Raw genomic sequence first — 13,231 nt, 5'->3', positions numbered from 1 at the left:
GGTTGCCCATGGCGGGAACCAAGGCGGCGGCCAATCACCGGAGAGGGTGCAAGTGAAGATTGACCGAAGCGTCATCCGGTCGCTGGCCTTGTTTGCCAAGATGGCCGACGATGAGCTGGACGGACTGCTGACCCACGCCACATCCCGGCTGGTGCCGCCGGGCGAGGCCATTTTCGAGCAGGGCCAGTCCGCCGCGCATTTCTTCCTGCTCATACACGGCCGCCTGAAGGTGACGCAGGTGACCCATGACGGCCAGCAGATCATCGTGCGTATGGTGCATCCCGGCGATCTCTTCGGCTTCGCCCGGGCGCTGCAACGGTCGGATTATCCCGGCACCGCCACGACGGCGGCCGAAAGCGTGATTCTATCCTGGCAGACGGACCTCTGGCCGCAATTCGTCGAACAGAACCCGCATCTTGCCGTCTCCGCCATGCAGACGATAGGCCAGCGTCTTGAAGAAGCCCATACGCGCATCCGCGAAATGTCGACGCAGGAAGTGGAGCGCCGGGTGGCCCATGCCGTGCTGCGCCTTTCGCAACAGGCGGGACGCAAGGAACTGGACGGCATCCGTATCGACTTCCCGATTTCGCGTCAGGATATAGCCGAAATGACCGGCACGACGCTGCACACCGTTTCGCGCATTCTTTCCAGCTGGGAAAGCAAGGGTCTGGTGCAGGGCGGGCGGCAGAAACTTCTGGTCTGCAACCTGCCGGGCCTTGCCCAGCTGGCGGAGGGCGAAACCAGCCAGGTTTAGGGTGGCGACGCCTGACCATTTGCTTGGCCTTCGCCAAGGGCCGTGCCTCGACCGGGCAGCCCCGCAGCTCTCACTCAGCCGGCTTGGAAGCCGTGCTCTCGATATAGGCGATGAGATTGTCCAGATCTTCCGGTTTACTGATGCCGGCGAGCGCCATCTTGTTTCCGGGTATTTTCTTCTTTGGCGCGCTCAGGAAATCCCGCAATTCTTCCGGCGTCCAGACGAGCCCGTCCTCACCCGCTTTTTTCATCGCGCTCGAATAAGTATAATCAGGCACGCCGCCCGCTGCGCGGCCGATGATGCCGTTAAGCTGCGGGCCGACCCGGTTTTTGGCGCCCTCGCCGATGGCGTGACAGGCGGAACAGCGCTTGAAGACCGCCTCCCCCTTGGCAACATCGCCCTCCGAAAGAGCGGGAACGGTGCTGGCCGCTAGCATCGCTGCCGCGATGATTGATATATTGCGCATCGTGTCATCCTTGTCTTGCCGCATGAATGCGGCCCGCCCGCAAAGGCGGACGGGCCGATGGTTCTCGGTTCAGGTCGTGCCCCAGGCAGGCGTGCCCTTCTTGTAGGGAACGCGGTCTTCGAAACCACCGGGAATCTCGTCATAGACGAGAACTTCCGTAGCGCCGATCTTCGAGGTGAAGAAACCGAGCAGCGTCAACTGCTTGACCAGCGTAAAGGCATGCGGCTTTGCCGGCGTCTGTTCCGCCCTGGCCTGCTTGTCCAGCGCAGAAAGCAACGCCTGCTTCTGTTCTGCCGTCAGATCCAGAAAGCCCTTTTTATGGTCTGCCTGACTACGTTTCTCTATTTCGGGGATTGCCGAAAGGAAGAGCGCCCGCTGCTCGTCGGTATAACAATCGGCGGCATAGACGGCCATGAATGCACCCACTTCAGCATCCTTCGCACCCGGCGTGGAGGTGCGGGGAATGATGGTCTCCGCCACCTCGTCCAGAAACCGGATTTCCTCCGGGCTGAACACATGGCCGCCGCCGGCTGGTTTGGCGGCATTTTCCGCCGCCGTGAGGACATCCGCGCCGATCAGCGGAAGGCCCGTGGCAATGGCTATCAGTTTCAACAGTTCGCGTCTGTTCATCACAGGTTCCCCTTCTTACGTTCGGAAACGGCAAACTCGGCAGCACGCGCCGTCAGCGCCATGTAGGTCAAGGACGGGTTAACGCAGGAGGCAGAGGTCATGCAGGCACCGTCGGTGACGAAGACATTGGGTGCATCCCAGACCTGGTTGTTGCCGTTGAGGACGGAGGTTTTCGGGTCGCGTCCCATGCGGGCCGTTCCCATTTCGTGAATGCCCATGCCGGGGGCGTAGGTACCCCGCGAGGGCTTGACGTTCTTGATGCCGACCGCCTCGAACATCTCGACGGCGTCATTGACCATATCTTCACGCATGTCGAGTTCGTTCTGCTTCATCTCGACATTCATGGAAAGGACCGGCAGGCCCCATTTGTCCTTCTTGTCATGATCGAGCTTCACGCGGTTATCGTGATAGGGCAGCATTTCGCCGAAGGCGGTCATGCCAATGGTCCAGCCGCCCGGCTCGGTCAGGGTATCCTTATAGTCGGCACCGATGTTTAGCTCGGCGATTTCCCGCTCCCAGCGTGAACGGCTGGCCGATCCCTGATAACCGAAACCGCGCAGATATTTGCGCTTGTCATCGCCGGTATTGCGGAAACGCGGAATGTAGAAGCCCGCCGGACGGCGGCCCTTGAAATAGAAGTCCTCGAAACCGTCCACCTGGCCGGTCGCGCCCATGCGGAAATGGTGGTCCATCACATTATGGCCGAGTTCACCGGAGCTGCTGCCAAGCCCGCCTTCCCAGACATCGGTCGCCGAATTCATCAGCACCCATGTCGAGTTCAGCGTCGAGGCGTTCAGGAAGATGATGTCGGCGGTATATTCATAGGTCAGGTTCGTCTCGGCATCGATGATCTCGACACCGCGCGCCTTCTTCTTATCCTTGTCGTAGAGGATTTCCTTGACGATGGAGAAGGGCCGCAGCGTCAGATTACCGGTGGCGACGGCCGCAGGCAGGGTCGAGGCCTGCGTGCTGAAATAGCCGCCGAAGGGACAGCCCAGCCGACACTTGTTGCGGAACTGACAGGGGGTGCGCTCCTGATCGGGAAGCTCCTGGGTAATGTTGGCGCAGCGCGAATTGATGAGGTGGCGCGTACCCTTGAAAGCCTTCTTCAGCCGGCTGGCGACATCCTGCTCGACGAAATTGAGCGGAATGGGCGGCAGGAATTCGCCATCGGGAAGAATATCCAACCCCTCGCGGCTGCCGGAGATGCCGGCAAAACGCTCGACATAGTCATACCAGGGGGAGACGTCTTCATAACGGATCGGCCAGTCGACGGCGATGCCGTCTTTCGCATTGGCCTCAAAATCGGTCTGCGACCAGCGATAGGTCTGGCGCCCCCAGAGCAATGAGCGGCCGCCGACATGATAACCGCGGAACCAGTCGAAGCGCTTTTCCTCGACATAGGGCGTTTCCTGCTCATCGGCCCACATGCCGAGTGTTGCTTCTTCCAGCAGGTAATCGCGGCTGAGGACGGGATATTTCGCCTTCATCTCCTGCGTGGCGCGGTTGCGATGGGGATAATCCCAGGCTTCCTTGTCGGCATTCTGGTAGTCGGTGACGTGCTCGATATTGCGGCCACGCTCCAGCATCAGGACTTTCAGGCCCTTTTGCGTGAGTTCCTTCGCGGCCCAGCCTCCACTGATGCCTGAGCCGACAACAATCGCATCATAATGATTGTCTGCCATGATAACTCCTCCGAGTGGTCTTTGGGAAAAACTCGACGAGACGAAGCGCTCCCCGTCGCAATGCGGCGGAAACTGGCTATGCGTCTGTCGAACCTCATGCGCCCCGGCGAAACCCGCCGCCGGGGAGCGGTTCTGGTTTTACTGGCAGTGTTTACTGAAGGGTCGGAAGGCGTTCGTTCAGGAACGCGTTACCCTTGGTCACGACCGCTTCGGCATCGAGCGGAAGGTCGTGTTCAAGAATGAACAGCTTGACACCGGCCTGCTTGGCCGCCGGCAGAATTGCCTTCCAGTCGAGAACGCCGGTTCCAAGCGTTGCAAAGCCGCGCTCGTTTTCCGCCGTGCCCGCAGGCGCATTGTCCTTGGCGTGGATGGCAAATACCCGGCCCTTTAAGGTGCCGAGGAATTCCGCCGGATCAGTGCCGCTACGCGCCACCCAGGCGACATCGAGTTCGCTCTGCAGTTTCGGACCGGCGGCATCGAGCAGCAGCTCGAGCGCCGTCTTGCCGTCGAACTTGGCCATTTCAAAATCGTGGTTGTGATAGGCCATGGAGAGGCCTGCGGCCGACAGCTTGTCGGCATAGCCGCCGAGCTCCTTGCCGAAGGCGGTCCAGCCTGCGGCATCCTTCGGGCGGTCTTCCGGCTTCAGGAACGGCACGGTCACCACAGGATTGCCGACGGCCTTCTGCTCGGTGATGACCTCATCGAGGTTGCCGCGCAGCTTGTCGATCGGCACATGCGAGGAAATGACCTTGATCTTGTGCTTTTCCAGAAGCGCGTTCAGCTCACTGGCGCTAACCTTCTGCATATCCACCGTTTCAACGGCGGAAACGCCGGCGCGGTTGAGGATGGCAAGCTGCTCCTCAAGCGTTCCGGCGTTGCGCAATGTGTACATCTGCGCCGCAATCGGCAGCGTCTTGCTGTCATCGGCAAAAACCGGGTTTGCGATACCGGCCGCCAATGCGACGACAGCTGCCATGCTTGCGAATTTTGACTTGAACGTTTTCAAACGCGTAACTCCCTTTCCGTTTGATCAATATGACGACACGCCCGCCATTGCCGGTCTCATGAACCGGGTCATGCCGGGCACAGCCTCAACTGCCCGCGCCGTCTCCTCCGATTGGCTGCGACCTAGATGTCGATCCCGACCCAGGTCGAGGTCTGGCTGGAGCGAACGGCCGCATCGATGAATGCGAGACCCGCAAGGCCGTCCTCCATGCCGGGGTAAATCACCTCCCCGGCGGCTGTTTCTCCCTCCCTCTTTGCGATGATTGCGTCTGCGGCTTCGCGGTAAATCGTCGCAAAACCCTCGAGATATCCCTCCGGGTGCCCGGATGGCACACGACTGACACGGTTTGCAGCGGCACCCGCGCCCGCACCGTTGCGGGTAATCAGCCGCTTCGGCTCGCCATAGGGCGTGAACCACAGCTCGTCCGGCACCCGGTGGTGCCATTCAAGCCCGCCCTTGTCGCCATAGACCCGGAGTGACAGCGCATTTTCATTGCCGACCGCGATCTGGCTTGCCCAGAGCATGCCCTTGGCGCCACTGTCGTAACGCAAAAGAATATTGGCGCTGTCATCCAGCTGCCGGCCCGGCACAAACGACGTGAGATCCGCATAAAGACTGCTGGGGATTTCACCCGTCACAAAGGCAGCAGCGTTGAAGGCGTGAGTGCCGATATCGCCGATGGCGCCGCCCGCACCGGAGCGGCTGGGGTCGGTGCGCCATTCCGCACCTTTTGCGCCGGTTTTTTCGACCGCTTCGGTCAGCCAGTCCTGCGCATATTCGGCCTGGACATGGCGCAGCTTGCCAATGGCGCCTTCAGCGATCATCTCGCGCATCTGCCGCAGCATGGCGTAACCGGTGTAGTTATGCGTCAGCACGAAAAGGCTATCCGAGGCTCTGACGATCCCGGCCAGTGCCTTCGCTTCTTCCAGCGTCGCGGTCACCGGCTTGTCGCAGATGACGTGGATGCCGGCTTCGAGAAAGGCCTTGGACGGGGCAAAATGCAGATGGTTGGGGGTGACGATGGCGACTGCCTCGATGCCATCCTCCCGGCCGGCCTCAGTCGCCGCCATGTCCTCGAACGAGGCATAGGAGCGCTCCGGCGCAATGCCGAGCAGTGTTGCCGAGGCGGCGGCACGCGCGGGATCGGAGGAAAGCGCTCCGGCCACCAGCTCGTAACGGTCATCCAGCCGGGCCGCGATGCGATGCACCGCGCCAATGAAGGCGCCCTGACCGCCGCCGACCATACCGAGACGAATGCGGCGACTATCGAATTTCTTTGTAGCGGAGGACATGACTATCCCTTTCAAAGTCCGAGAAGGCGGCGGTTTGCGGCGTCATCGACGCCGCTTTTGGCGAAATCGTCGAAAGCCCGCTCGGTCACACGGATGATGTGGTTTTCAATGAAGCCCGCGCCCTCACGCGCGCCGTCTTCCGAGTGTTTCAGCGCGCATTCCCATTCCAGCACCGCCCAGCCGTCGAAGTCATATTGGGTGAGCTTGGAAAACACCGCGCCGAAATCAACGTGCCCGTCGCCGAGCGAACGGAAACGGCCCGGCCGGTCAACCCAGCTCTGATAGCCGCCATAAACGCCGGAACGACCGGTCGGATTGAATTCGGCATCCTTGACGTGAAAGGCACGGATACGCTCGTGGTAAATGTCGATGAAGCCGAGATAATCCATCGCCTGCAGCACGAAATGCGAGGGATCATAGAGGAGGTTGGCACGCGGGTGATTGCCGGTGACCTCGAGAAAACGCTCGAAGGTGACGCCGTCATGCAGGTCCTCACCCGGATGCAGCTCGTAGCAGAGATCGACACCATTCTCCTCGAAGGCATCCAGAATGGGTGTCCAGCGCTTGCCGAGCTCGGCAAAGGCCATTTCGACAAGGCCTGCCGGGCGCTGCGGCCACGGATAAACGAAGGGCCACGCAAGCGCGCCGGAGAAAGTCGCATGGCTCTTGAGGCCAAGATGCTGCGAGGCTTTCGCCGCGCACTTCAGCTGATTGACCGCCCATTCCTGCCGCGCCTGCGGTTTGCCGCGCAGTTCAGCCGGTGCGAAACCGTCGAACATTTCGTCATAGACGGGGTGAACCGCGACGAGCTGGCCCTGAATGTGGGTTGAAAGCTCGGTGATTTCGACGCCAATCTCGGCGAGACGGCCTTTGATATCGTCGCAATAGGTCTTGGAGGCGGCGGCTTTTTCCAGATCGAAGAGTTTGGGGTCGGTCGGCACCTGAATGCCCTTGTAACCGAGCGAAGCCGCCCATTGGCCGAGATTGTCGAGCGTGTCGAAAGGGGCCTCGTTTCCGGCAAATTGCGCGAGGAAAATCGCCGGGCCTTTGATCGTCTTCATGTCCTTACACTCCTTGCATTCACAGTCTGGCCGCTACCGATGCGGCGGGCGGCAGGGCGCGACCGAGCCGCGCACCACAAGTTCCGTATCCAGCACGATGGTTTCTGCCGTGCGTTTGCCGTTCAGCCGGTCCACCATCAGCGCCATGGCCCTGCGGCCCATTTCCTGCCGGGGCTGACGTACCGTCGTCAGCGGCGGTTCGAAGGCATTGGCGAAGATGATGTCGTCGAAGCCGATGACGGAGACGTCAGCCGGAACCGAGAGACCCCTGCCCCGCAGCTCGCTGATCGCGCCAATCGCCATCTGGTCGCTCGATGCGAAGATCGCGGTGAAGGCGATGCCACCTTCGAGAAGACCGGCAATCGCCTGGCGGCCGGCCTCAATGCTGTAATCGCCCGTCACGACAAGTTCGTCGGCATAAGCGATACCGGCCTCGGCAAGTGCCGCGCGGTAACCATCGAAACGTTCCTGCGCCAGGCTTTCCGGAACGGGGCCAGCAAGATGCACGATCCTTTGATGCCCCGCAGCGATGAGGTGGCGCATGGCATTCATGGAGGCGGCACGGTTGTCCACCTTGACGGTCGGCAGCGCGAGGCCCGGCACCGTCTCCGACGCGATGACAATCGGCGGCAGCGCATCGGCTTGATCGAGAAGCTCGGACGGAAACTGTCCGGTCATCAATATCAGGCCGTCGGCATGTTTCTGCCTGACCATGTCGATATGGGTCGCCACGCGGTGTTCGTCATTGCGGGCGTCACCCATCAGGACCTTGAAACCTGCTTCGCCGGCTGCTTCTTCCACACCCTTGTAGATTTCGAGATAAAACGGGTTGCCGATATCTCGGACGAGAAGGATGACGGTGTTGTTGGATTGACGCCGGAAGCTTGCGGCCTGGGCGTTGGGAACGAAGTTCGCCTGCCGGACGGCGTCGAAAACCTTCTTTCGGGTTTCCGGGCGAACCTTGTCGGGTTGTTGCAGCGCCCGCGATACGGTCGCGATGGAAACGCCCGCGAGAGCTGCAACTTCCCTGATATTCGAACCTTGGTCTTTGCTCATCTGTCACACACGCAACTGCTTTTGGCGGCCATAAAGCAGCATCAGCGCTAGCAACGTGACACCGAATATGATCTGCCGTGCCCATACATCGAGGTTGAGCGTTATCAGTACGCTTTGCAGAATGGTGAGCGCAACTGCTCCGGCCATGGTTCCGACATATCCGCCCGCACCGCCGGCAAGCGAGGTGCCGCCGATGACAACAGCAATGATCGACGGAAGCACATACTGGTCGCCGACGGAGATGAAGGAGGTGCCGGTGTAACCGATGACGCAGACCCCGGTCAGCCCGGCGAACAGGCCGGACAGGCCGTAAAGCAACGTGCGGATCAGCGGGACAGGCAGTCCTACCAGCGTCGCCGCCCGCTCGTTAGAGCCGATGGCATAGATGGCGAAACCGAAGGCCGTGCGGCGCAGTACGAACAGCATGATCGCAGCAATACCAAGCCAGACGAAGAGCACGCCGGGAATGCCGAAAATGAGCGGCCGGTTGATGAAGCCCGCCAGCAGGGGTGCAGCCGCACCCGAAGGAACGCCCTGCGAATAGACCACCAGCCCGCCCTGAATGACCGCCGTCATGCCAAGCGTCATCACCAGCGGCGGAATGCGCACGAAGGTGATGCCGAGGCCATTGATGAGGCCAATCAGGAAGGGAATGCCGCCGGCAACCAGAATGGCAAGCGGAATGCCGGCATTCTGGCCATTCATCATATTGCCGGCAAGGACTGCGCCAAGCGAGATCATCGCGCCAACGGAAAGATCGATGCCTTCGCGCCCACCGAGGATGACGAGGTTCTGGCCCGCCGCGACAATGCCGAGAATGGCGGCAATCGTCAGCAGCCGCACGATCTGCGAGCCCTGCGCGAAGCCGGGCGACAATAGCTCGCCGACCAGCAGCAGGAAGGCTGATGCGCCAATGGCGATGGTCAGGGGATCGGTGATGATGGTTTTGAGTTGCAAGCCGGGATTGGTCATATCAACGCCTCGTCACCAGAACGCCGCCGGCCAGCGCCGTCAGCACGATCAAACCCTGCACCAATGTCTGGTACTCGAAGGGCAGACCCGCAAAGAAAATTACATTACCGATCATGCCGAGCACCAGCGCGCCGGCAATCGACCCGGTCGAGCTGCCGAAGCCGCCCGAAAGCGCGGTGCCGCCCAGAACCACGGCCGAGATGGAAGAGAGCGCCAGACTCGCACCGAGCAAAGGATCGCCCGAGGCTGTCTCGCCAGTCAGGCACAGCGCAGCCAGTGCCGAAAACAGGCCGGAAATCATGTAGGCGCCGATACGGATGCCGGAGAGGCGCAAGCCCGTCTGGAAGGCGCCGGTGCGATTGCCACCCACTGCCAGCAGATGTGTATGGAAAGGAATGCGCGACACGATGAGCGTGAAAGCGATGCCCCCAATCAGCACCCACAGCACGAAGGGCAGGCCGACGAAGCTGCCGGAATAGGTCTGCCAATAGGCTTCGGGAACCGGAAGACCTGCCTGCGGCAGAACCCAGATCGCCAGACCGGCGAAGATGATGCCGGTTGCGAAGGTGGTGACAATCGGCTGGAAGCGCAGGCCGGATATGAAGAGGCCATTGACCAGTCCACACAGCAGCCCGACGGCCGCACCCGCCGCCATGCCGGCGAAGACGGCACCGGTCGTGCCGCCGAGTGCGGCCACGACACTGACGGTAACGACATTGGCGAGCGCCACGATGCTGCCGACGGACAGATCGATATCTCCCGCCAGTATGACATAGGTCTGGCCGATGGCGACCAGGATCAACGGCAGAAATGTCGTCAGGTTCGATTGCAGCACGGAAGGCTGAACGAAGGACGGCTGCAGAAACGTGTTCACGGCGACGAGCACGGCCAGAACGACGAGGGTGATGATCCAGGGTTGCCTGCGCAGAACGCCTTGCGAATTCATGCGGCGTCTCCATAGGCGGCGCGGGTCATGTTGACGGATGTCATGTCGGCTCCGGTCAGTTCCGCAGAGATGCGTCCGCCGTTGAAGACAAGAATGCGGTCGGCATATTCGAGGATTTCCGCATCTTCCGAGGAATAGAGAAGAATGGTCGCACCGGCATCGGCCTGCTGCCGCATCAGCGCGAAGAGATCGGCCTTGGCGCCGAGATCGATACCCTTGGTCGGATCATCGAGCAGCAGCAGCTTGGGCGAAGTGGCGAGCCAGCGGGAAATGAAGATCTTCTGCTGGTTGCCACCCGAAAGCGTGCCGATCGGCATGTCCATGCCGGCAAATTTCGTCTTCATGTCATCCGCGACCTTCTGCACCCGCGGCTTCAGCGTTGCCGGCCGAACCAGCCGCATCTTTTCGCGCACCATCAGCGCGGCGACGAGATTTTCGAAGATCGACCGGCCCTGAAGCGAGGCGTCGCGCCCACGGTCACCCGAGACATAAGCAAAACCGTTGTGAACCGCCTGCGAAGGCTTGCCGACGATGATTTCGCGGCCCTCGAACCGGACTTGCCCGGTTGCAAACGGACTGGCGCCGAAGAGGCCTCTCAGCAAGGCCGATTGTCCCTGCCCCTGCAGGCCGGCCAGACCGACGATTTCGCCCGGATAAGCTTCTAGAGAGACGCCGCGCACGCCGTCGCCCGCAACGTCAGTTACCTTGAGGCTGGGAACTGCGGCGGCCCGCCCCTGCTCGCGGGCGGGTGCGGCGCGGACATCACCGACCATATCGTGCACCACGGCTTCACGGGTGGTGGCAGCGGTGTCGAGTTCGGAAATGGTCGCACCGTTGCGCATCACGGTAATGCGGTCGCAGACGGCAAAGACCTCGTCGAGACGATGGGAAATCATAATGGTGGAGACACCATCGGCCTTCTTGGCCCGGAGTATCTCGAAAAAGCGCTGGGACTGGCGGCCATCGAGCGCCGCCGTCGCCTCATCCATGATCATCAGGCTGGCATTCTGGGCGAAGACCTTGAGAATTTCGACGAGCTGGCGCTGATCGGGCGGCAGATTGCCAACGATCGCATCCGGCTCCAGTCCCTCGCCTGCCACACCATCAAACAGCGCGATCAGTCTTGCTGCTTCCGCCTTAAGCGCCTTGCCATCAACAAAGATGCCGCGCTTCGGCTCGCGGCCGAGAAAGATATTGTCAGCGACGGAGAGCTGCGGAATGAGGCTCAGCTCCTGATAAAACAGGGCGATACCGGCATTTTCGGCATCCCGCGGGCTCTTGAAGCGCACGTCTTCGCCATTGAACCTGATGGTGCCGCTGGTCGGAGCCACCGCGCCCGCAACGATCTTGCAAAGCGTGCTCTTGCCGCAGCCATTGGCGCCTAGCAGCGCGTGAATTTCACCGCGACCAACGGTCAGCCTGCCGGCGGAAAGCGCACGCACGGCGCCAAAATTCTTCGTTATGCCGGCCGCTTCCAGAGCGTTCGCCATCGCATGTCCCCGAATAATGCTTGTCACAGGCGGACGGCCAAGGCCTGCTCCGCACTCGAAATTCCGGTTCGGGCCGACGTCTGTCGCCGGCCCGGGAGAAATCTTACTTGAAGAACTCGCCAGCCTGCTCCGGCGTCACGGTTGCCGTGACGGACCAGTAGCCGGGCTTACCATCGGCAGCCTTGATATTGTCGGCAAGGTTATCGCTGCTGACGAAGGGGATCGGAATATAGACGGCGTTACCATAGGTGCCGCCGAAGATACCGTCCTTGAATTCCTTGCCCTGCAGCTTCAAGACCGCAACGTTGAGCGCGCTGGCCATGACGCCCGGAGGATTGACCGAAGCGCCGGAATTGAACTTTTCCTTTTCCCAGCGGGTCATGAAGTCCTTACGGATTTCACCCGTTGCGGCAATGTCCTTGGTCTTGCCGGCTGCCTCGATGGCGCGCCATGCACCATCTGCCATGCCGTCCTGCACCCACACACCACTGATGTCGGGATAGGTGGCAAGCAGGTTCTGCATGGCCTGCTGGCCCTGCGCCTGATCCCAGCTTGCATTGGCTTCGTTCAGCACCTTGATGTCAGGATATTTCTTGAACACTTCGCGATAACCGGCGACGCGGGCTTCATTTGCCGGGTTGCCGGCGATGCCGTTGATGGCGACCACGCTTCCCTTGCCCTTCAGCGCATCCGCAAGCCATTGTGCGGATTGGGCCGCCCATGCCTTCTGATCGATGCCGACGTAAAGTGCATCCTTCGACGACACTTCGGCGTCGGTGGCGATGACGAGGATGTTGCGTGCCTTGGCCTGTGCGAAGATCGGATCGAAAGCGGTCGGGCTGCCGGGATTGATGAGGATCGCATCAACGCCCTGGTTCATGAAATTGCGGATATGACCGATCTGCCCCTGCACATCGACATTGCCGCTCTGGACGACGACTTCAACCTTGACGCCCTTTTCGCCCCACGCTTTCGCGGCGGCCTGGGCTTCTTCGATCATCTGCGTGCGCCATTCGCTGCCGACGAAGGAATTGGAAAGACCGATCTTGAAGCTCTGCTCCTGCGCGTGCACGGACGTGCCGGCCGCCAGCACCATCGCGGCGGCAGCCATCAAATTTCTAAACATGAAAGTTTGCTCCTCCAAGCACGGTTCTCAACGATGAAACCGTTTACATCGACAAATGTAACCGGTTTCATATTCGAGTCAATCCCGAGAATGATTTTTATCGGGATACGTATGAGGGAATGAAATGCCGAGCGGCAGCTGTGGAAAATGCCAATGAAACAGCAAACATAATCCCTTCGAAAACGGGATATAACGACGCACACGCACCTGCCGCTTGATCGGCTTTTCACTCTCCCCTGTGGACAAGAGGGAAATTCCCGCATCAAATCACCGCTTGAGACTCGTCAGGAGAATGACCATGGAAATATTGCGCGCGGGAACACGGGCATCGGCCAAAGGCCCGGACGGCTGGTTCACCGGTACGGTCCGGATCGATCCGCTCTTCAACCCCTTCGATGCCGAGCGGGTGCAGGGTGCCCAGGTCACCTTTGAACCCGGCGCCCGCACCGCCTGGCACACCCATCCCCTCGGCCAGACCCTGATCGTGGTATCCGGCCTTGGCCGCGCACAGCGTGAGGGCGGCCCGGTGGAGGAGATTCGCCCCGGCGATATCGTCTGGTTCGCACCGGGCGAAAGACACTGGCACGGCGCCGCACCCAACATCGCCATGACCCATATTGCGCTTCAGGAGGTGAAAGACGGCAAGGTGGTGGACTGGATGGAACATGTGACGGATGACCAGTATGGCAGCTGACGCAGCAGCGGGCGAATAACAGGCAGCAACGGGACAGTGGCAGGGTTGTCGAA

Annotated in this window: 13 protein-coding genes; 2 read left to right on the top strand and 11 right to left on the bottom strand. The window is 60.9% G+C overall.

From position 1 onward, the window contains the following. Positions 1-52: 52 nt before the first annotated feature. Complete coding sequence (locus tag ATU_RS20525) at positions 53-754, top strand: Crp/Fnr family transcriptional regulator (protein WP_010973793.1); 702 nt, start codon at positions 53-55, stop codon at positions 752-754. 70 nt (positions 755-824) lie between these two features. On the opposite strand, the gene ATU_RS20520 is transcribed toward ATU_RS20525, so the two are convergent. From ATU_RS20520 to ATU_RS20470, 11 genes are all read right to left on the bottom strand, one after another. Beyond that, a complete protein-coding gene (locus ATU_RS20520) occupies positions 825-1,220 on the bottom strand; it encodes a c-type cytochrome (protein WP_010973792.1) in 396 nt (131 codons plus the stop codon). Between the two features lie 69 nt (positions 1,221-1,289). Further along, the gene (locus ATU_RS20515) at positions 1,290-1,850 is read right to left on the bottom strand and encodes a gluconate 2-dehydrogenase subunit 3 family protein (RefSeq protein WP_010973791.1); all 561 of its coding nucleotides are present in this window, start codon (positions 1,848-1,850) and stop codon (positions 1,290-1,292) included. Next, positions 1,850-3,535 (bottom strand): GMC oxidoreductase, encoded by a 1,686-nt coding sequence (locus tag ATU_RS20510; protein ID WP_010973790.1) that lies wholly within the window; start codon positions 3,533-3,535, stop codon positions 1,850-1,852. Before ATU_RS20510 ends, ATU_RS20515 begins: the two co-directional genes overlap by 1 nt. 151 nt (positions 3,536-3,686) lie before the next feature. Then, entirely contained in the window at positions 3,687-4,541 is an 855-nt protein-coding gene (locus ATU_RS20505; RefSeq protein WP_035257644.1) for a sugar phosphate isomerase/epimerase family protein, read from the bottom strand. Between the two features lie 122 nt (positions 4,542-4,663). Then, a complete protein-coding gene (locus ATU_RS20500) occupies positions 4,664-5,833 on the bottom strand; it encodes a Gfo/Idh/MocA family protein (RefSeq protein ID WP_010973788.1) in 1,170 nt (389 codons plus the stop codon). A gap of 11 nt (positions 5,834-5,844) precedes the next feature. Next, positions 5,845-6,894 (bottom strand): sugar phosphate isomerase/epimerase family protein, encoded by a 1,050-nt coding sequence (locus ATU_RS20495; RefSeq protein ID WP_010973787.1) that lies wholly within the window; start codon positions 6,892-6,894, stop codon positions 5,845-5,847. A gap of 33 nt (positions 6,895-6,927) precedes the next feature. Continuing rightward, complete coding sequence (locus tag ATU_RS20490) at positions 6,928-7,950, bottom strand: LacI family DNA-binding transcriptional regulator (protein ID WP_010973786.1); 1,023 nt, start codon at positions 7,948-7,950, stop codon at positions 6,928-6,930. A gap of 3 nt (positions 7,951-7,953) precedes the next feature. After that, positions 7,954-8,922, bottom strand: coding sequence for an ABC transporter permease (locus ATU_RS20485; RefSeq protein WP_006315533.1), 969 nt, complete (start codon positions 8,920-8,922; stop codon positions 7,954-7,956). A 1-nt stretch (position 8,923) separates the two neighbouring features. Next, positions 8,924-9,868 (bottom strand): ABC transporter permease, encoded by a 945-nt coding sequence (locus ATU_RS20480; protein ID WP_006315532.1) that lies wholly within the window; start codon positions 9,866-9,868, stop codon positions 8,924-8,926. Continuing rightward, positions 9,865-11,358 carry a sugar ABC transporter ATP-binding protein gene (locus ATU_RS20475; RefSeq protein ID WP_010973785.1) on the bottom strand — a complete coding sequence of 498 codons (1,494 nt, stop codon included), beginning with the start codon at positions 11,356-11,358 and terminating at the stop codon, positions 9,865-9,867. The genes ATU_RS20480 and ATU_RS20475 overlap by 4 nt, the downstream gene beginning before the upstream one ends. 103 nt (positions 11,359-11,461) lie before the next feature. Beyond that, positions 11,462-12,484, bottom strand: coding sequence for a substrate-binding domain-containing protein (locus ATU_RS20470; protein ID WP_010973784.1), 1,023 nt, complete (start codon positions 12,482-12,484; stop codon positions 11,462-11,464). Between the two features lie 298 nt (positions 12,485-12,782). On the opposite strand from ATU_RS20470, the gene ATU_RS20465 reads away from it, so the two are divergent. Continuing rightward, positions 12,783-13,178 carry a (R)-mandelonitrile lyase gene (locus ATU_RS20465; RefSeq protein WP_010973783.1) on the top strand — a complete coding sequence of 132 codons (396 nt, stop codon included), beginning with the start codon at positions 12,783-12,785 and terminating at the stop codon, positions 13,176-13,178. Positions 13,179-13,231 lie beyond the last annotated feature (53 nt).

It is taken from the genome of Agrobacterium fabrum str. C58 (genome assembly GCF_000092025.1).
In the GTDB taxonomy this organism is placed as follows: Bacteria; Pseudomonadota; Alphaproteobacteria; order Rhizobiales; family Rhizobiaceae; genus Agrobacterium; species Agrobacterium fabrum.
The sequence above is the reverse complement of the archived record's forward strand: the minus strand, read 5'-3'. Positions and strand labels throughout refer to the sequence as shown.

What these genes read in the sequence shown, in the direction of transcription:
- ATU_RS20495 (WP_010973787.1), bottom strand. Translation starts at nt 6,894, where the DNA reads ATGAAGACGATCAAAGGCCCGGCGATTTTCCTCGCGCAATTTGCCGGA.
- ATU_RS20500 (WP_010973788.1), bottom strand. Translation starts at nt 5,833, where the DNA reads ATGTCCTCCGCTACAAAGAAATTCGATAGTCGCCGCATTCGTCTCGGT.
- ATU_RS20515 (WP_010973791.1), bottom strand. Translation starts at nt 1,850, where the DNA reads ATGAACAGACGCGAACTGTTGAAACTGATAGCCATTGCCACGGGCCTT.
- ATU_RS20520 (WP_010973792.1), bottom strand. Translation starts at nt 1,220, where the DNA reads ATGCGCAATATATCAATCATCGCGGCAGCGATGCTAGCGGCCAGCACC.
- ATU_RS20490 (WP_010973786.1), bottom strand. Translation starts at nt 7,950, where the DNA reads ATGAGCAAAGACCAAGGTTCGAATATCAGGGAAGTTGCAGCTCTCGCG.
- ATU_RS20465 (WP_010973783.1), top strand. Translation starts at nt 12,783, where the DNA reads ATGGAAATATTGCGCGCGGGAACACGGGCATCGGCCAAAGGCCCGGAC.
- ATU_RS20485 (WP_006315533.1), bottom strand. Translation starts at nt 8,922, where the DNA reads ATGACCAATCCCGGCTTGCAACTCAAAACCATCATCACCGATCCCCTG.
- ATU_RS20475 (WP_010973785.1), bottom strand. Translation starts at nt 11,358, where the DNA reads ATGGCGAACGCTCTGGAAGCGGCCGGCATAACGAAGAATTTTGGCGCC.
- ATU_RS20480 (WP_006315532.1), bottom strand. Translation starts at nt 9,868, where the DNA reads ATGAATTCGCAAGGCGTTCTGCGCAGGCAACCCTGGATCATCACCCTC.
- ATU_RS20510 (WP_010973790.1), bottom strand. Translation starts at nt 3,535, where the DNA reads ATGGCAGACAATCATTATGATGCGATTGTTGTCGGCTCAGGCATCAGT.
- ATU_RS20470 (WP_010973784.1), bottom strand. Translation starts at nt 12,484, where the DNA reads ATGTTTAGAAATTTGATGGCTGCCGCCGCGATGGTGCTGGCGGCCGGC.